Annotated in this window: 16 protein-coding genes and 2 pseudogenes; 11 read left to right on the top strand and 7 right to left on the bottom strand. The window is 57.5% G+C overall.

Features of this window, described 5'->3' with window-relative positions; genetic code table 11:
- Both BFP70_RS14720 and BFP70_RS14725 read left to right on the top strand, forming a co-directional pair.
- Positions 1-933 (top strand): sugar phosphate isomerase/epimerase, encoded by a 933-nt coding sequence (locus tag BFP70_RS14720; protein ID WP_066012417.1) that lies wholly within the window; start codon positions 1-3, stop codon positions 931-933.
- A gap of 127 nt (positions 934-1,060) precedes the next feature.
- Complete coding sequence (locus BFP70_RS14725) at positions 1,061-2,017, top strand: sugar-binding transcriptional regulator (RefSeq protein WP_066012418.1); 957 nt, start codon at positions 1,061-1,063, stop codon at positions 2,015-2,017.
- Between the two features lie 55 nt (positions 2,018-2,072).
- On the opposite strand, the gene fba is transcribed toward BFP70_RS14725, so the two are convergent.
- Genes fba through tkt form a run of 3 tightly spaced genes read right to left on the bottom strand, consistent with a single transcriptional unit; the run spans position 2,073 to position 6,148 of the window.
- Positions 2,073-3,107, bottom strand: coding sequence for a class II fructose-bisphosphate aldolase (fba, locus tag BFP70_RS14730; protein ID WP_066012419.1), 1,035 nt, complete (start codon positions 3,105-3,107; stop codon positions 2,073-2,075).
- 1 nt (position 3,108) lies between these two features.
- A complete protein-coding gene (locus BFP70_RS14735; protein ID WP_218059682.1) occupies positions 3,109-4,107 on the bottom strand; it encodes a class 1 fructose-bisphosphatase in 999 nt (332 codons plus the stop codon).
- 13 nt (positions 4,108-4,120) lie between these two features.
- On the bottom strand, positions 4,121-6,148 hold the full coding sequence (gene tkt, locus BFP70_RS14740) for a transketolase (RefSeq protein WP_083217536.1): 2,028 nt from the start codon (positions 6,146-6,148) through the stop codon (positions 4,121-4,123).
- Between the two features lie 122 nt (positions 6,149-6,270).
- On the opposite strand from tkt, the gene BFP70_RS14745 reads away from it, so the two are divergent.
- Genes BFP70_RS14745 through BFP70_RS14755 form a run of 3 tightly spaced genes read left to right on the top strand, consistent with a single transcriptional unit; the run spans position 6,271 to position 8,285 of the window.
- Positions 6,271-7,050: a DeoR/GlpR family DNA-binding transcription regulator gene (locus BFP70_RS14745; protein WP_066012421.1), complete on the top strand. Its 780-nt coding sequence runs from the start codon at positions 6,271-6,273 to the stop codon at positions 7,048-7,050.
- Positions 7,047-7,811, top strand: a complete 765-nt coding sequence (locus BFP70_RS14750; protein WP_066012422.1) for a triose-phosphate isomerase — start codon at positions 7,047-7,049, stop codon at positions 7,809-7,811. Before BFP70_RS14745 ends, BFP70_RS14750 begins: the two co-directional genes overlap by 4 nt.
- Before the next feature lie 18 nt (positions 7,812-7,829).
- Entirely contained in the window at positions 7,830-8,285 is a 456-nt protein-coding gene (locus BFP70_RS14755) for an RpiB/LacA/LacB family sugar-phosphate isomerase (protein ID WP_066012423.1), read from the top strand.
- A gap of 238 nt (positions 8,286-8,523) precedes the next feature.
- On the opposite strand, the gene BFP70_RS14760 is transcribed toward BFP70_RS14755, so the two are convergent.
- Positions 8,524-8,937 (bottom strand): DUF1489 family protein, encoded by a 414-nt coding sequence (locus BFP70_RS14760; protein WP_066012424.1) that lies wholly within the window; start codon positions 8,935-8,937, stop codon positions 8,524-8,526.
- A gap of 132 nt (positions 8,938-9,069) precedes the next feature.
- Here BFP70_RS14760 and BFP70_RS14765 point away from each other — a divergent pair, with 132 nt between their 5' ends.
- The 4 genes from BFP70_RS14765 to BFP70_RS21600 all read left to right on the top strand — a co-directional run bounded on the left by BFP70_RS14765 (position 9,070) and on the right by BFP70_RS21600 (position 13,467).
- Positions 9,070-11,310 (top strand): adenosylcobalamin-dependent ribonucleoside-diphosphate reductase, encoded by a 2,241-nt coding sequence (locus BFP70_RS14765; protein ID WP_066012425.1) that lies wholly within the window; start codon positions 9,070-9,072, stop codon positions 11,308-11,310.
- A 314-nt stretch (positions 11,311-11,624) separates the two neighbouring features.
- The gene (locus BFP70_RS14770; RefSeq protein ID WP_066012426.1) at positions 11,625-12,722 is read left to right on the top strand and encodes an AAA family ATPase; all 1,098 of its coding nucleotides are present in this window, start codon (positions 11,625-11,627) and stop codon (positions 12,720-12,722) included.
- A gap of 146 nt (positions 12,723-12,868) precedes the next feature.
- Positions 12,869-13,159, top strand: a complete 291-nt coding sequence (locus BFP70_RS21595) for a transposase (protein ID WP_083217537.1) — start codon at positions 12,869-12,871, stop codon at positions 13,157-13,159.
- A gap of 134 nt (positions 13,160-13,293) precedes the next feature.
- The gene (locus BFP70_RS21600; RefSeq protein WP_369820213.1) at positions 13,294-13,467 is read left to right on the top strand and encodes an IS3 family transposase; all 174 of its coding nucleotides are present in this window, start codon (positions 13,294-13,296) and stop codon (positions 13,465-13,467) included.
- Positions 13,468-13,678: 211 nt separating this feature from the next.
- Here BFP70_RS21600 and BFP70_RS14780 read toward each other — a convergent pair whose 3' ends face one another.
- Complete coding sequence (locus BFP70_RS14780; protein WP_083217539.1) at positions 13,679-15,058, bottom strand: DUF1963 domain-containing protein; 1,380 nt, start codon at positions 15,056-15,058, stop codon at positions 13,679-13,681.
- 233 nt (positions 15,059-15,291) lie between these two features.
- On the opposite strand from BFP70_RS14780, the pseudogene BFP70_RS14785 reads away from it, so the two are divergent.
- Positions 15,292-15,924 (top strand): annotated as a pseudogene (locus BFP70_RS14785) (tyrosine-type recombinase/integrase).
- 221 nt (positions 15,925-16,145) lie between these two features.
- On the opposite strand, the gene BFP70_RS14790 reads toward BFP70_RS14785, so the two are convergent.
- Positions 16,146-17,060 (bottom strand): NADP-dependent oxidoreductase, encoded by a 915-nt coding sequence (locus BFP70_RS14790; RefSeq protein ID WP_066012429.1) that lies wholly within the window; start codon positions 17,058-17,060, stop codon positions 16,146-16,148.
- Positions 17,061-17,166: 106 nt separating this feature from the next.
- On the opposite strand from BFP70_RS14790, the gene BFP70_RS14795 reads away from it, so the two are divergent.
- Positions 17,167-17,919, top strand: a complete 753-nt coding sequence (locus tag BFP70_RS14795) for a helix-turn-helix transcriptional regulator (RefSeq protein WP_255356726.1) — start codon at positions 17,167-17,169, stop codon at positions 17,917-17,919.
- A 43-nt stretch (positions 17,920-17,962) separates the two neighbouring features.
- Here the strand turns inward: BFP70_RS14795 and BFP70_RS20420 are convergent.
- A pseudogene (locus tag BFP70_RS20420) lies at positions 17,963-18,203 on the bottom strand (IS3 family transposase); the annotation flags it as partial.

Genomic DNA, 18,203 nt, shown 5'->3' on the forward strand with positions numbered 1-18,203 from the left:
ATGGCACTGCGTTTGTCATTGAACACCAATCCACTGGTGAACCGTTTCGCCGATCCCGAGGATCTGATCCAGACCATCGCGCACGATATCCGTATCCGCGATATTCAGTTGACGCATGAATTTATCAACCCCAGCTGGCCTGCACCGCTGATCCGGCAGATGACGCGGCGCATGGGGGCCGCAGCGCGCCGCTATGGCTGCCAGGTGACATCGGGCATGACTGGCCCCTATGGGCGGTTGAACCATTTCGGCCATCCCGATGCGGATGTCCGGCGCTATTACATTGAATGGTTCAAGACATTTGCGGATATTATCGCGGATCTGGGCGGAACATCGGTTGGCACGCAATTCGCGATCTTCACCTATCGCGATTATGATGACCCCGTCCGACGTGAGGCGCTAACCCAGATCGCCATCGATTGCTGGGCACAGGTGGCCGAACATGCCAAAAGCGCCGGCTTGCAATATGTGTATTGGGAACCCATGAGCGTGGGACGGGAGTTCGGCGAGACGATCTCTGCTGCGATGGCGCTGCAATCGCGGCTTACGGCGGCGGAAATGGCTGTGCCGATGTGGATGATGGCGGATATAGATCATGGCGATGTAACCTCATCCAATCCTGATGATACCGATCCCTATTCCTGGGCGCGTGCCGTGCCGCAGGTCAGCCCGATCATTCACATCAAACAATCGATGCAGGATAAATCTGGCCATCGCCCCTTCACCGCAGGGTTCAACGCCAAGGGCGCGATCCAGCCTGCGCCGCTGTTGGCGGCCTTTGCGCAGGGTGGGGCGGTGAACAATGAAATCTGTCTTGAGCTGTCCTTCAAAGAGCGCGAACCAAATGACCGGCAAGTGATTGAGCAGATCGCTGAAAGCGTGGCGTTCTGGGCACCCCATATTGACAGCGGTGCGGGGGATTTACGGCCATAGCAGGCAGCGCCAAAGCGGGCCTTGCATTTGAAACCATTTGCAGCCAATGAAAATCTATTCATTGCGCGATTTGCACAGGGTTTGGCGGCATGTGATATGCTGCGACACTTACAGAAGGGGGCAAGCCATGGCCAAGGATCCACATGCGGCCGATGCCGAACACTCATTGGCAATCCGTGCGGCATGGCTGCATTATGTTGGTGGCTTGCGTCAGGCCGATGTGGCCAAACGGCTGGGCGTTCCCTCTGTCAAAGCGCATCGTTTGATCGCGCGGGCGGTGGCGGATGGCGCGGTCAAAGTCAGCATTGAGGGCGATATTGTCGAATGTATTGAACTGGAAGAGGCGCTGTGCGCCCGGTTCAATCTGGCGACCTGTGATGTGGCGCCTGATCTGGAAGAAGAGGGGCTACCATTCCGCACCCTTGGGCTGGCCGGCGCGGCACGGTTGCGGCGCTGGCTGGAAAGCGATGAGGAGCTGATCATCGGCATTGGTCATGGCCGCACCTTGGCCGAGGCCGTGCGGATGATGCCGCGATTTCAAACCCGCGGCCTAAGTTTTGTCTCCCTTCTGGGTGGTTTGACCCGAAATTTCGCGGCCAACCCACATGATGTCATGCACCTTCTGGCCGAGAAAACTGGTGCGCAAGCCTATGTGATGCCTGTGCCATTTTTTGCAAATACTGCCAAAGACCGGGAGGTTTTGCTGTCACAACATGGTGTCGCAGAGGTGTTTCAAATGGCCGAAACTGCCACGCTCAAAATCGTTGGCATCGGCACGGTAGAGGCGGAAACACAGCTTGTGACCTCTGGCATGATCGAACCCTCCGAGATTGACGCGATTTCCAAGATCGGCGGCATAGGAGAGATGCTGGGCCATTTCTTTGACCGTGATGGAACGGCCTTGGACACCACGCTGACCTCGCGCACATTGGCTGTGTCCTTGGATGAAACGCGCGATGATCGGATTATTGCACTGGCTGGCGGCGGGGCGAAGGTCAATGCCATTCATGCGGTGTTAAACAGCGGGCGGCTTTACGGGCTGATCACCGATGAACGCACGGCGCGCGCGCTGTTGCAGCTCTGATAGGCTTGCGCCGCGTGGCTTGATGGCCAAACGGCACAGAAACCCTTATTTTAAATCAATATGTCAGCGCCATTTTTGACAATGAGACGCTGCGGATGCTTGCTGCTTGACCTGCGGTGCCAAAGGCCTCGAATTTCTCGATACATTGGGCTTTCATCTCATCCATTGCGGGTTTTAGATATTTGCGCGGATCAAATTCCGCCGGATCACTGACCAGCGTTTTGCGGATCGCTGCCGTGGCTGCCAAACGCAGATCTGTGTCGATATTGACCTTGCGCACGCCGTGGCGGATACCGCGCTGAATTTCCTCCATCGGCACGCCCCAGGTCGGCTTGATGTCACCGCCATAGGCGTTGATCTTCTCACGCAGCGCTTCTGGCACTGACGAAGAACCATGCATAACCAGATGCGTATTGGGCAGGCGTTTGTGGATTGCCTCGATCACATCCATCGCCAGCACGTCGCCATCAGGCTTACGGGTGAATTTATAAGCGCCATGGCTGGTGCCCATCGCCACGGCCAGCGCATCAACCCCGGTGTCACGCACAAAGCGCTCGGCTTCTTCTGGGTCGGTCAGCAGCTGATCGTGGGACAGTTTGCCGGTGGCGCCATGGCCATCTTCTTGGTCGCCCATCCCGGTTTCCAGCGATCCAAGCACGCCCAGTTCGCCCTCCACTGACACGCCTGCGGCATGGGCCATCTGTACCACCGAGCGTGTCACGGCAGCATTATAGGCGTAATCGGCCGGGGTCGTGCCATCTTCGCACAACGATCCGTCCATCATGACCGAGGTAAACCCATGCTGCACTGCCGTCACACAGGTGGCCAGATTATTGCCGTGATCCAAATGCATGCAGACCGGGATATGCGGGTAGATTTCCACCAAGGCATCAATCAACTTTGCCAAGACCACATCATTGGCATAGGCGCGCGCGCCCCGGCTGGCCTGCAAGATCACCGGCGCGCCCGTGGCATCTGCAGCGGCCATAATTGCCAGACCTTGTTCCATATTGGACATGTTGAACGCGGGCACACCATAGCCATGTGTCGCTGCATGATCGAGAAGTTGGCGCAAAGTGATGCGGGCCATTTCAGTCCTCCTGAGGGCTGGTGCGTGTCAGATATCCTTGCAGCGTTGCGACCTCATCGCGGCTGCCGAATATCAAGGGGACACGGTCGTGAATATCTGTCGGTGTCAGGTCCAAAATCCTGCGGGTGCCATCGCTTGCGCGACCGCCTGCCTGCTCCATCAAGAAGGCAATGGGGAATGCCTCATAGGCTAGGCGCAGAAATCCGTGCTCATAGCCGGGGCGGCTGTCGGCAGGGTATAAAAACACACCGCCCTGACGTAAGATGCGGTGGAGATCCCCCACGGCGGCCGCAATCCAGCGCATGTTGAAATCGCGCCCGCGCGGGCCGTCTTTGCCCGCCATCGTATCCGCAATATACGCTTGCAGCCCGGCCGACCAGCGGCGCGGGTTCGACGCATTAAAGGCGATGGTTTTGGTAGCTGCAGGCAATGTGACGCTGGGTGTGTCCACATGGAATGTGCCGGTCAGGGGATTCAATGTGGCGATGCTGACGCCATTGCCGGTGCTGAACCCGAAATCAACCGAATGCCCGAAGGACACATATCCCGCAGCGATGATCTTATCGCCCGCGTGCAAAACGCTGGCGCCGGTGGGAAACAGGCAAAACAGCGCCCCCAATGGCGCACCAATGCCAATACTGCCCGAGCCGTCGATCGGATCAATCGCCAGATCAAACTGCCCATCTGGGTCCAGCGCGATCACGTCATCGGCTTCTTCAGAAATGATCTTCGCAATGGAATGTCCGCGCAGCGCCGCAATAAAATGATGGTGTGCGGCCATATCCAGCGCTTTTTGCTTATCACCTGACTCATTGGTGCCGACCACCTGTGTCGGATCGCCGGGCAATCGCCCTTGTGACAGACGTTGGGCCAAGACGATGCTTGAAGTCGCGATCTGCTCTAATATGGTGCTGATGGCGCGGCGCACTGGTGTGTCACCGGCCCAATCAGCCAAAAATTGCGCCAGTGCCGGGGCCGTAATATCCCCGTCGCTTGGCATAGTTGTCAATAGGTTAGGCATCGGCAGTGACCATATTCTTTGCGCGGGCAACAATTGCGGCGCAGGTGATGTTGAATTGTTCATACAGCGCGTCAGCAGGGCCAGAGGCGCCGAAACCCATCATGCCTATCACATTTTCATCACTCCCGACATAGCGCGACCAGCCGAATGTGCTGGCGGCTTCCACAGCAAGGCGCGGTACGGTGCCAAGCACCTTTTGCCGATAAGACGCAGGCTGTGCATCGAATAAACGCCAGCAGGGCAGGGATACGACGGTGGCATTGATGCCTTGATCTAACAGCAACTGCGCGGCCGCGACTGCAAGGCTGACTTCGGTGCCGGTGGCGATCAAGGTCAAATCACGCGCCCCACCAAAGCTGCGCAGAATATATCCGCCCTTGGCGCATAGGTTTTCATCGCTGTTCTGCTTGCGCAGCTGTGGCACGCCTTGCCGGCTGAGCGCCAAAAGCGACGGCACATCGCGCGTGCGCAACGCAATGTCCCAGCATTCCAGCGTTTCCACCGCATCTGCCGGGCGCATCGTGTTTAGATTGGGAATGGCCCGCAGCGCGGCCAGATGCTCTACCGGTTGATGTGTGGGGCCATCTTCGCCAAGGCCGATACTGTCATGTGTCATCACATAAATCGTGCCGATCCCCATCAAGGCCGACATTCGGATCGCATTGCGGGCATAGTCTGAAAACACCAGAAACGTGCCGCCATATGGGATCAGCCCGCCATGTGTCATCATTCCGTTCATCGCGGCTGCCATGCCAAATTCACGCACACCATAGCCGATATAGCGCCCTGCGTTCTGCGCGGTAAATTGTGTGTCAACCTGTGACACTCGGGTCAGGTTTGATCCGGTCAAATCGGCAGAACCACCGATCAGCTCTGGCAGGGCAGGGGCCAGCGCCTGTAACGCGATTTGGCTGGCCTTACGCGTGGCGACATTTTGCGGCGCGGCAAACAGGGCTGCCCGGGCCGCGCCCAACATGGCGCCATAGCTGTCAGGCAACAGGCGCGACATGCGCCGGTCAAATTCGGCCGCCAACGGGGCGCCGCTATGCCGGTCTTGCCATGCGATGCGTGCGGCGCGGCCCTTACTGCCGATGGCGCGCCACTGGGTGGCCAAGTCCTGTGGGATATCAAATGGTGCGGCGGTCCACCCCAATGCCTGTTTTGCCGCCGCCGCCTCTTGGGCACCCAATGGGGCGCCATGTGCACCGGCCGTGCCTGCTTTGGTTGGTGCGCCATAGCCGATCGTTGTTTTCATCGCGATCAATGTCGGCTGGTGGGTCTGCGCCTTTGCCGCCCCGATCGCGCGCGATACCTGGCCGATATCATGACCGTCACAGCGCAGGACATGCCAGCCGCAGGCCTTCAATCGTGCAGGGATATCTTCGGAGAAAGAGACCGATGTCGGCCCATCAATTGTGATCTGATTGTCATCATATAACACGATCAACTTTCCCAGGCCCAAATGCCCGGCGAGCGAGATGGCTTCTTGCCCGATACCTTCTTGCAAACAGCCATCACCCAAGAAGACATAGGTGTGATGATCAACCAGATCCTCGCCAAATTCCGTGGCCAGACGACGCTCTGCCAGCGCCATCCCCACGGCATTTGCCAAACCTTGCCCCAACGGACCTGTTGTGGTCTCGATCCCGTTTGCATGGCCATATTCGGGATGGCCTGCCGTTTTCGCGCCCAACTGACGGAAATTTCGGATCTGGTCCAGGGTCATATCCGAATATCCGGTCAGATACAGAAGTGAATACAACATCATAGATGCGTGACCATTGGACAAGACAACACGGTCACGGTCAGGCCAATCCGGGTCGGCGGCATCAAATTTCAGATGGTCACGATACAGCGCAGTGGCTGCATCGGCCATTCCCATCGGTGCGCCGGGATGGCCCGAATTTGCAGCCTCGACCGCGTCAATGGACAAGGCACGGATGCAATTGGCCAGCGCGAAACCGGACGGGTCTAGCGCAGATCGGGCAGCGATGTCTGGATGGGGCGAATCTTTGGTCATAGGTGTCCTCCTCGACTGCCTTGGTGTTATCTTAAGGTGGTAAATGTAACAACATTAATCTCAAGATAACATTATTGACGTGATTTATGTGATGTGTGATGTTCTAAACCACGGAGGATTCTATGAAACGAGATGATCGTCATCAGGCCATCATGGATCTGCTTGTCGCAGAGGGTGAGGTCGATCTGGATCGGTTGGCGGAGCGCTTTGGCGTGTCGCGGATGACGGTGCATCGCGATCTGGATGAGCTGGAAACGGCAGGTCTTTTGCGCAAAATTCGCGGCGGGGCCACGATCCGCTCTGGCACGCGGTTTGAAAGCGATTTCAGCTTTCGCGAACGGCAGGGCGGGGCGGCCAAAACGGCAATGGCAAAGGCTGCTTTGCAGCTGATCGAACCGGGCATGACGGTGATGATCAATGACGGGTCCATGGCCTCTGTTCTGGGTCAGATGGTGATGGAAAAGCGCCCACTGACAGTGATTACCAATAATGGCGCAGTCATGGATGCGCTGCGCGGTGAAAACGGCATCACATTGATCGGTTTGGGCGGCGTATTTTCGTCTAAATTCAACGCCTACCTTGGTAAAGTCACCGAAGACAGTCTGGCGCAGCTGCGCGCTGATATCGTGTTTATTTCCTCCCCCGCTGTTGTGGATTTGGCGGTGTATCACATGGATGAAAGCGTCGTGCGGGCCAAACGCGCGATGATGGATCAATCCGCGCGAAGCTGCTTGCTGGTGAACCATCTGCGCTTTGGTCATGCGGCGCTGTATCGGCTCGCCAGCTTATCGGAATTTGATCACATCATCACCGACGCCCCGCCACCGACAGGGATGACGGATGCGCTGACATCAGCAGGGCTGACCCTGACCATTGCTGACACAACAAAGGACTGCACATGACCACGCCAGACTATTGGATCGGAACCAGTTGGAAGATGCATAAGACGCTGAAACAGGCGCAGGGTTTTGCCCGTGCCCTGGCCGGAACCGGTGATGACACACCCCGGATACAGCGCTTTGTGATCCCGCCTTTCACCACTGTGCGAGAGGTTGCTTCGATCCTGTCTGACACCAAGGTCAAAGTTGGGGCGCAAAACATGCATTGGGCCGAACAGGGAGCATGGACCGGGGAGATCTCGGCACCGATGTTGACCGATTGTGGTGTGGATATCGTCGAACTTGGCCATTCGGAACGGCGCGAATATTTCGGTGAAACGGATGAAACGGTGGGGCTGAAAACACTGGCTGCGGTGCGCCACGGTTTGACCCCGTTGATTTGCATTGGCGAAACGCTGGCCCAACGCGAAGCGGGGCGCGCGCAACAGGTGTTGGAAGCGCAGGTGCGTGCCGCCCTGGGCAAGTTGACGGTAGATCAGTCATCGGCGCCGATTTTATTGGCCTATGAACCTGTCTGGGCGATTGGCGAAAACGGTATTCCCGCAACATCGGATTATGCCGATGCGCGGCAAAAAGAGATCATCGATGTGGCTGGCGACATTTTGGGCCGCAAGATCGCGTGCCTGTATGGCGGGTCGGTCAACCCTGAGAATTGTGAAGAGCTTATCCAATGCCCGCATATCGACGGGCTATTCATCGGGCGCTCAGCTTGGCGTGTCGAAGGCTATCTCGACATTCTTTCCAAATGCGCCGGAGTTATCTGACCGCGAAAGGACGATAAAATGAAGATTGCGATTGCAGGCGACAGCGCAGGCGAGGATCTGGCCAAAATTCTGGCGGACCATTTGAAAGACCAACATCAGGTATTCGAGGTGTCGCGCACCGAGTCCGGGCCGGATGCCTTTTATGCCAAGCTGTCAGAGCGGGTAGCAAATGCTGTGATTGCAGGCACATACGATCGTGCAATCTTGGTCTGTGGCACCGGGATTGGCGTGTGTCTGGCCGCCAATAAAGTGCCCGGAATTCGCGCCGCACAGTGCCACGATACCTATTCTGCCGGCAAAGCGGCGACATCGAATAACGCGCAGATCATTACGATGGGTGCGCGAGTGATCGGTGCAGAGCTGGCAAAAGACATTGCCGAGACCTATCTGCGGGCGTCTTTTGATCCAGCCGGACGTTCGGCTGGCAATGTCGATGCCATCAACGGCGTGGATGCGAAATATCACGTCGGGTGACGCGATTGCTCCCCCTCTGATCGCATGGCGGCCATATGCCGTGATAGTCCAAATTGAAAAGGGGTTGCCGATGCCCGCTATGCAATTGGCGCCCCGGAGACATCGCGATGACATCTTATGCGTGCGTGGTATCATTGACTGCGGGGCAAACGATATATTTTTACGCCATCGGCCACCGCGCAGGCACGATGGTTGCACAACCAAAGGCAGAAGCACGCACCCGACGGATTGCGCGGATTTAGCGCAGGCCGATTTCAGACAAGGCCGTCAGCAATTCACGTGGCAGGGGCTCTTCGCGGGTTTTGCCCGCCTTCAGGTCTTTGGGGGCGTCTTCAGGTTTCAGATAGCGCCACCCTTGGAAGGGGCGGCGGGTCAGCGCCTCCGTGCGGACCACAGTACGGTCCAGAATGATGGCGCAGCGGGTAATCCCATCTTCGCCCACCCGTTCTTCCAGACCGATAATTTTCTGCCGGGCTAGCACAGCCCCCTTAAACACCCAATACAGCGAACCGCCGTCCAAGATTTCATCACCGCGTTTGGGCCACATTCGCGTGACATGCGCGGCCGGGCCGTCACCATATCGCTGCGCCTGCCATTCCAGCAGATCTTCGACCTTTTCAGCCCCAACACAGAGTTTGATCAGATGCACCATCTTGTCGACCACCTTTCGCTGCCCTCTATATAGGCTGCTCGCGGCGTGGTGCAACGATTGACCGATCCTTGCTGCGCCCCTATCTTCGGGCGCTGGCACTGCTGGTTGCTGCCTGTGCAAAGGATGCCCAGAATGACACGTTTTACCGCCCCTATTGCAGAACAAATCTGGGATATGAAATATCGCATGAAGGCGGCAGATGGCACGCCAATTGATGCCACCGTCGAAGACACATGGCGCCGCGTCGCGCGTGATCTGGCATCCGTGGAAGAAGATCCCGCACTGTGGGAGGACCGTTTCTACGCAGCCCTTGAGGATTTCAAATACCTGCCGGCGGGACGGATTATGGCGGGGGCAGGGACCGGCCGCTCTGTCACCTTATTCAATTGCTTTGTAATGGGAACGGTGCCGGATTCGATGGCCGGCATCTTTGATATGCTGAAAGAAGCCGCACTGACCATGCAGCAAGGGGGCGGGATCGGCTATGATTTCTCGACCATCCGCCCAAAAGGGGCAGAGGTTCTGGGCGTGGCCGCTGATGCGTCTGGTCCGTTGTCCTTTATGGATGTGTGGGATTCCATGTGCCGCACGATTATGTCTGCAGGGTCGCGCCGTGGGGCGATGATGGCCACGATGCGCTGCGATCACCCGGATATCGAGGATTTCATCACCGCCAAGCAAGACAGCGCACGGTTGCGCATGTTCAACCTGTCGGTATTGATCAGTGACCCTTTCATGGCAGCGGTTAAGGCCGATGGCGATTGGGATCTGGTATTTGCAGGCCGGGTGTATCGCACAGTTAAAGCGCGTGATTTATGGCAAAAAATTATGCGCGCGACCTATGATTATGCCGAGCCGGGCGTCATTTTTATCGACCGTATCAATCAAATGAACAACCTGGCCTATTGCGAGACGATCTGTGCCACCAACCCCTGCGGCGAACAGCCCTTGCCCCCTTATGGCGCCTGTCTGTTGGGGTCGGTCAATCTGGCGCGACTGGTCACGGATCCCTTTGGGGCGGCGGCACAGCTGGATCCCGATGCGCTGGATGATCTGGTGCGCGTGGCGATCCGCATGATGGACAATGTGGTGGATGCCTCGCGTTTTCCACTGGCTGCACAACAGGCCGAGGCGCGCAACAAACGCCGGATTGGGCTGGGGGTGACCGGGTTGGCCGATGCGCTGTTGATGATGGGGCTCAAATACGGATCAGATGAAGCGGCGGCGCAAACCCGTGCATGGATGAAGCAGATCGCACGCGCGGCCTATCTCGCCTCAGTCGATCTGGCGCGTGAGAAGGGCGCGTTCCCACTGTTCGATGCCGACGCTTACCTGGCTTCGGGCACGATGATGCAAATGGATGATGATGTGCGCGCAGCTGTTCGTCGGCACGGCATTCGCAATGCATTGCTGACCTCAATCGCGCCTACCGGGACGATCTCACTTTACGCGGGAAATGTCAGTTCGGGGATCGAACCTGTCTTTGCCCATAGCTACACCCGCAAACTGCTGCAAAAAGACGGCTCGCGCAGCGAAGAAGAGGTTGTGGATTACGCGGTCCAGATGTGGCGCGACCGTTTTGGCAATGGCGAATTGCCGGAATATTTCGTCAATGCACAGACTTTGGATCCGCTGGACCATGTAAAAATGCAGGCAGCGGCGCAGACCTGGATCGACAGTTCAATTTCCAAAACCATCAACTGCCCCGAAGATATCTCATTCGCGGCGTTTCAAGACATTTATATGCAGGCCTATGAAGCTGGGTGCAAAGGCTGCACGACCTATCGTCCCAATGATGTGACAGGCTCGGTCCTGTCGGTGTCTGACACGGGCACACGCACCGTGACTGATTATCTAAGCGAACCTTTGGACCGGCCGGCAATGTTGCAGGGCTCAACCTATAAAATTAAATGGCCGGGGTCAGAACATGCGATCTATATCACTATCAATGATGTGGTGCAGGGTGGCAGGCAGCGCCCATTTGAGGTGTTTATAAATTCCAAAAACATGGAACATTTCGCCTGGACAGTGGCGCTGACGCGGATGATTTCGGCCGTATTCCGTCGCGGTGGCGATGTCAGCTTTGTCGTCGAAGAGCTGAAGGCCGTGTTCGATCCGCGGGGTGGGGCCTGGATTCAGGGCAAATACATCCCCTCCATTTTGGCCGCGATCGGCGGCGTGATAGAGCGCCATTTGATCGCAATCGACTTCATCGCAGGTGAGGGGTTGGGGCTTAAATCCGATCCCCATGTTGACCTGAGCACCACCGCCCCCCCGCGCGGTGAACCTTGCTCCAACTGCGGCTCCTACGCTTTGCGCAACATCGAAGGCTGCACAACATGCACCGATTGCGGCCACAGTAAATGTTCTTGATAAAACAATAGGTTGTAGTTGTGTTTGACCCACTAAATATTGTCCATTTCTGGGGTAATTTGTCCATTTCGGCACAGACCAAATGACCACCAGTCGCACATCGATCCGCAAAGTCTTTTTATAGCAATGGCTTAACATTCTTTCGGAGTTGCAGCCTTTGATGCGCCTTAGCAACGCTCTGCTTTGGTCGGCGGCGTTGACGAATTGTCGGGTTTTCGGCATCCCCTAGGGCAAATCCGGCCGGGTTCTTTCCAATATCCCCCTCTTGCAGGTCTCTGCTCGAGGGCATGGCGCAATGCCCCGAAAGGACTTCCATGACGAAGATCAAGTTCATCGATGCCCGCTTCGCCGATCCCGACGAAACCGAGTTCTCCCTTAAGCGCCGCTTCGAGTGGCATCTGCGCAAGCTCCGTGCTCTTCAGGACGGGGTGTCTCCAAAGGCTCCCGGAGACTTCGAGGATGAGCTGCGCTGGAACGAGGACCTCATCGCCGTGCCGTTTTCGGAAAAGGACCGCAACAAGGTGCTGCGTCGTGCCCGCCGGGTGATGGGCGCGCGCACCAAGGCTTCGGGGCTCAGCCATCTCAGTTCGGATGATCGGCGCGCGCTCGAGGTCTTCAGGAATGGCGCGGATCTGGTCGGCATCGGCAGCGAACATCGCGCCGATGAGATTGCTGCGGCGATCCATGCCGAGATGCCCTGGATGGCGGCCGCCACCGACTTTCTGTGGAAAGCGATGCGCCGCTCGGTGCGGGCGGGTGAGCCCGGTTTCCGGCTGCCGCCTGTCCTTCTTGATGGCCCACCCGGGATAGGCAAGAGCGCATGGTCCCGAGAGTTGAGCCGTCACCTCCACGTTCCGCGTTGCGGGATCGAAGGTACGGCCGAGCAAGCCTCCTTTGTGGTCAACGGCTCGCAACGCGGCTGGGGCACTGCCTTCCCGGGACGCCCTTTGCAAACCATCGTGCAGAGCCTTTGTGCAAATCCGATTGTCGTGATTGATGAGATCGAGAAGGCTGGGACCCCGACTTCGACCAAGGGGCAGGCCTATGGGCTGACCGATGGCTTGCTGCCCCTTCTGGAGCCGTCTTCCGCAGCGGCGTGGAAATGCCCCTATTATCAGATCGGCTTTGACATGTCCTGGATCAGTTGGGTCCTGACTTCAAACAGCCTCGAGCCGCTTTCAGCACCGTTTCTGAGCCGCTTGGAGGTCCTGCGCCTTACCAGACTGAGCAAGGGCGATCTCATCGCCTTCGCGGAACGGGAGGGTGCAAAACGAATATTGTCCGAGGCTGCTCTGGGCGCGATCTATCAAGTAATCGAGCAGTTCTCCGATACGCATCAGCTTAACCTGCGTCATGTATCTAGGATGCTGGCGAGGGCGGAGGCAGAGGCAAGCAGCCCGCTGCTGCATTAAGAGGCGGGAAGCACCGTGGTCGTGGAGGCCGGATGCAGACGCCTCCTCACGCTGAGCCCAAAAGGCTGGGAGCGACCGGCCTCTGGCAGCCACTTTGTTCTGCCTAAGTAATCAACATTTTTGCGAAGTAGCACCGCGTATCGCCGATGGGTATGATAATGACAAGGAAACGAGAGGCGCCGGAAAATATCTTCCGTAAGCTTCAAAAAGTAGAAATTCTGCGGGGGCAGTGCGTGCCAATAGCGGATGCAGTGCGCCAGATTGATGTGACGCCGCAAACCTATTATCGATGGCGGCGGGAGTTTGGCGGCATGAGCTGCAATCAGATCAAGCGGCTGAAAGATCTGGAGCAAGAGAATTCACGGCTCAGACGATCGGTTTCAGAGCTGACGCTCGACAAGCGGATCTTGACGGAGGCAGCTCAGGGAAACTTCTAAGCCCCTCGTGCCGTCGCCAATGTATAAACCATGTCAGGCAAGAAGTCGGCGTTTCCGAACGCCGCGCTTGCCAGGTCCTAGGGCAGCATCGCTCGACGCAACGTAAGGTTTCTGCGGGGCGTCAAGATGAAGCGCTGCTGACCGTTCATATCGTCCAGATGGCGCGCCAATATGAAAGCTACGGCTATCGTCAAATTACCGGCTTACTGATCGCGGGGGGATGGAGTGTGAATCACAAGCGGGTCGAACGAGTCTGGCGGCGCGAAGGGCTTGCCGCTGAGAAATTACAGACAAGAGCTGGCTTTTAAATGAGTGCTGAAGTCCTGCGCATGTTTGCAGGCCACTTCGTATATAACATTTTTCTGGCAACTCCCGACGCGCAAATCTGTACCAAGTCGCATGCCCCGAAGCGTTCATTCATAATTTGGCGCTGCAAACCCTAGGTCGAATGTCGCTGATGCGGACGAAGGGGACATTCCGTCGTTGATTGCAAACGGCCGCTGATGGCCCAAGCACGGATCAGTTGGTGATATCCACCATGATCTTTTCAAATTCTCCACGTTCTAGCGCCTTTCGGTCGATCAGAAAAACAAGCGAGTAAAAATCGCCCCATACCCAACCGGTCAAATAGCTGCTGGGTAGCTCCAGAAGCACTTCGTTGGCCGAGCCTTGTCCGTGCGGGGTGTAGATAAAGCCATGCGGTGCGTGTGACATACCCCCGCTTTCATGCGCTGCGCGAAATTCACATATCTGCTCGATGCGGTCGCGATGCAAGGCAGACATATTGTCTGGCTCCCGAACGAAGCATTCAAACAGGTAGTTGTTCAACTTGAGCAGATACTTGCCTGACCAGTTGGACTTCTCGGGATCAATCAAGGACATGAAAACGGGATTGATGTCGGTGACCTTGTAGTCGGAGCCGCGTATCAACTCGAAATGGGTCAACGGAAGGGAGCCGGTTTCTCTGATAAAGGCGGCACATTTTTCCGGATCAAAAGACTGACCTTTGACGTTGCGCAGGGCCTCATCAAAGGCCTTTCGGGTCTCGGTGGCTTCAGTTTGCACTGACAGCAACTTCCGGCGCGCTGTTTTCATTGGTTCCTTGTCAAGCTGGATGGCGCATTGCCTGAGCCGCAAATCGATTTCGTCCGACATGCACTTAATCATGATGTCCAAGCTTGTCGCATCGAATGGCAACTGCTGCGGGTTGGCAACTTCAAGCTCTTCCTTGTCGCCCCCAAATGGGGCTGGGAATTTGCTGGACCGGCCCGGTATCCAGCCGATCGGCTCTGGCATTTGACCGACGTGCTCTATCGCTGTGACCGGGAATTTATTGTAATATGGATATCGCGGGGCGGCGGCGCCATGATCGCGAAAATCTGGCAATGGCACATCAGCCGAGCGCGTGGCCAAATCACCTTTTACATACAACACTTTGGCGTCGCAGCGATTGGGGTGATTGAAGAAAACTAGGAACCCTTCGCGTGGGCCCAGGCCAGACCAAATCTGCGTCGGAAGTTTCGCGAGGTCGATCTGGGCAAGAAAACACAGCGGAACGCCGTCGATCTCGGGCCATTCAACATGTGGGGGAAGCATGGGTTCCCCTCCAAACCAACCAGCTTCGGGCGGTCCAGACCGGATAACGGGTTTAAGGATCAAAGATGGGCCAGTGTCATTCTTGGCCGCGTCAGCGACCTCGAGAGCTTCGATTTCGTTTGCAAGAATTGCCTGCAGCAATCCTGCGCCTTCCCCCCGCTTTCCACCGAAGGGCCGACCATATTTACCGCGAAGCTTTCTGAACCGACTCGCTAGATTTCGCAGAAACGCACTTCGCATGGCCCACATTCCTAAACAATGAATTCGGAACTTTGGCTTGAGAGGAGTTTTCGGCAAAATCATGAAAATACCGCAGAAATTTTCAGACTTTAAAGTTTGAAAGCCACCAAGGCCAATGCAGCACAGCAGACATTCAAATCCGGTGCCGCATCCGTCATTTTGGGCTCGAAGCGGTCATGCGGCAGTGCGGCATGTTTGGTTCAACTTGATCGCCTTTAAGCGCGGCGCGTGTGGTATGATCGGGTATCGGCGAGCTGCCGAGGACGTGGTGGGCGTGGTGGATGGGAGTAATCACTATGCCAAATACAAACCTGCCTGCCATTCGTGCATGTCGCCCAGCTTGGAACAAGGGGCGGATCGTCGGCCAGAAGCGACCGCTTGCACCGAAACACGTATGGGCGATCTGGGTTCGCCTTGAAATCGGGCAAAAAATCCGAGAGCTGGCGCTATTCAATCTTGCCATCGACAGCAAGTTGCGGGGCTGCGATCTGGTAAAACTGAGGGTCGCTGACGTCTATGCTGCCTGACAGGTCAAGCACCGCGCTTCAATCGTCCAGAGCAAGACGCGTAAACCGGTCAGCTTCGAGATCACTGAGGGAACGCGAAAGGCTGTCGCGGCTTGGCTCGAGGATCCCTTGATGATCGGATCGGAACATTTGTGGCCGGGCCGCTTCCACGAGCGCCTTCATATTTCTACGAGGCCATACGCTCGCCTGGTGCGTGAATGGGTGACCTCAATCGGCCTAGAGCCGAGCGCATATGGCACCCACTCCATGCGGCGGACCAAGGTAGCGCAGATATACCGCAAAACCGGCAACCTGCGCGCGGTTCAGCTTTTGTTGGGCCATACGAAAATGGATAGCACGGTGCGATATCTCGGCGTTGAGCTCGAAGATGCGCTGATCATCGCAGAGGCGGTAGAAATCTGAAGGCCTTGGGCCGTCGTAACAGACGGCCCTAGGCCGACGATCGATGTTGCATCGTTGCTGTGATGTAGCTTCCCCAAAGTGGTCTTTCGCGGCATGCTGCAGAAAAGTCTCGGGGTGACGGTTGGCGCAGCGGGACCAAGCGGACTTTACACGCCCTTAGTCCTCTTCGTTGCTCTCCCGCCGTTCCCCGTTCGGAACGCTGCGCCCTCTTCGCAGGATCATTACATCGTCAGCACAATCTTCCCGCGGGCGCGCCCGTTCTCGGACAGCTCCAAGGCATCTTTGACCTCGGATAGACCAAATGTCCGTTCGATGCGTGGCACGAGTTTTCCAGCTTCGGCGAGTGCGCCGATCCGCCCAAGTGTCTCGGCGTTCGAAGCCGTGAAGGAACGTTTCACCGTGACGCCATAACGCGCGGCCTCATCCCCTTCCGGGAAAGCCACGACGGTCACCATTACACCGCCCCGGCGGAGGGTTGCGAAGGCTCGCTGGAATGTCTCGGCACCGACCGTGTCGAAAACCACATCCATGTCATGGACGAAATCTTCGAAGCGGCATGCGGTATAATCGACAACCTCATCGGCCCCTAAGCCGCGCACAAGGTCGATATTGCGGGTCGAGCAAAGGGCGGTGACATGCGCGCCGGCCGCCTTGGCAAGCTGGACCGCAAGCGTTCCCACACCACCGGATGCGCCGGTGATCAGCAGGCGCTGGCCCTCTACAAGGCCGGCCTCGTCGACCATCGCTTGCCAGGCCGTGGTGCCAGCAAGCGGGAGTGCCGCCGCCTCCTTTAGACCGAGCCCTTCGGGCTTACGGGCGATATCGACGGCGGGAACGGTAAGGTATTCCGAGAAGGCGCCGGTCTTGACCATCCCGAAAACCTCATCACCTGCGGAGAAGTTCGTGACGCCTTCTCCGGTCTGTTCGACGATCCCGACATACTCGCTGCCGAGCCGGATGGGGAGCGTCATTCCCATACGGGCGCCGGCGCCGCTGCGGATTTTCCAGTCGACGGGATTGACCCCGGCCGCAAGGACCCGAACGAGCACTTCGCCGGCGCGCGGAACCGGACGCTCCGCCTCCGATAGATGCACGACGCTTTTGGGGCCATATTCTTCGATATATGTCGTGAGCATTGCATAATGCCTTTCGTCTTGGACTGTGGTTCCAAGAGTGATATCAGGTTGCCTCATCGATATGTGGCCAACAGACATCGCTGAAATGCCAGATTTACCCCCGAAGGTGACACTGCACAGAGTCCTGAAACGGCGGACGGAAGCTCTGCCTGAGCATGCGCATGATCAGGCGCAGCTGACCTTCGTTGCCTCGGGGCTGGCCCAACTGCGGACCGAGGGCGGGGTCTGGCTTCTGCCGCCGCAGCTGGCAGCTTGGGTTCCGCCGGAGATGCCGCATCGACTGGACATCATGACCGATGCCGAGCTTCTCGTGGTGCTGTGGCCGCCCGCCGCGTTGCGTGCATCGGCGCCGGAAGGCTTTCCCGCGCGGGATTTCGTGTCCTCCGTATCGCCGCTGTTGCGCAGCCTGCTGGATGCACTTTCGGGGACCGATATTTCGTCGGAGCGGGGCAGGATCATGCTCCAGCTCATCCTGCACGAGCTTCGGGCCATCGAGCAGGCCCCGACCTACCTGCCCATGCCTGCGAGCGAGATCGGGCTGCGGGTGGCGGAAATCGCGCTGGCCGACCACCGCAATGACCTGCCGCTCGAGACACTGGCGTCCCGCGCCGCCACCTCCGTGCGCACGGCAAGCCGCCGGTTTCCGGAGGAGACCGGAATGACATTGAAGGCCTGGCGTCAGCGCGCCCGCATCCTGTGGGCCGTTCCGGAACTCGGGCAAGGCAAGGCCATTGCTCAAGTCGCTCGGGAGACCGGCTTTGCAAGCACTGCGGCCTTCTCTCACGCCTTCCGGCAAGTCATGTCCCAGACACCGAGCGAGTTTCTTGCATCGTACCAGCACGACGAAAGCATGGTGTAACGGACTGGACCTGCACCGTTTCTGTTCCGGTGTGTTGCTCATCTTAGGCGGCGATCTTTTCGAAGGCCACGGGTGATTTGCCATCCAAGGCTGAATGGCGCCTGCGCGGGTTATGAGAGAGCGTTGCTGTATTCGAACACCGCGACCTCGACATCCCGGCGTGTTTGCCATGTGTTTCGCCAGATCAACTCGGCTTTAAGAGATTTGAAGAAGCTCTCGACCGCCGAATTGTCGTAACAATTTCCTTTGCCACTCATGGAAGGGAGTAGTTTGTGACGGCGAAG

It is taken from the genome of Thioclava sp. SK-1 (assembly GCF_001705665.1).
GTDB lineage: Bacteria > Pseudomonadota > Alphaproteobacteria > Rhodobacterales > Rhodobacteraceae > Thioclava.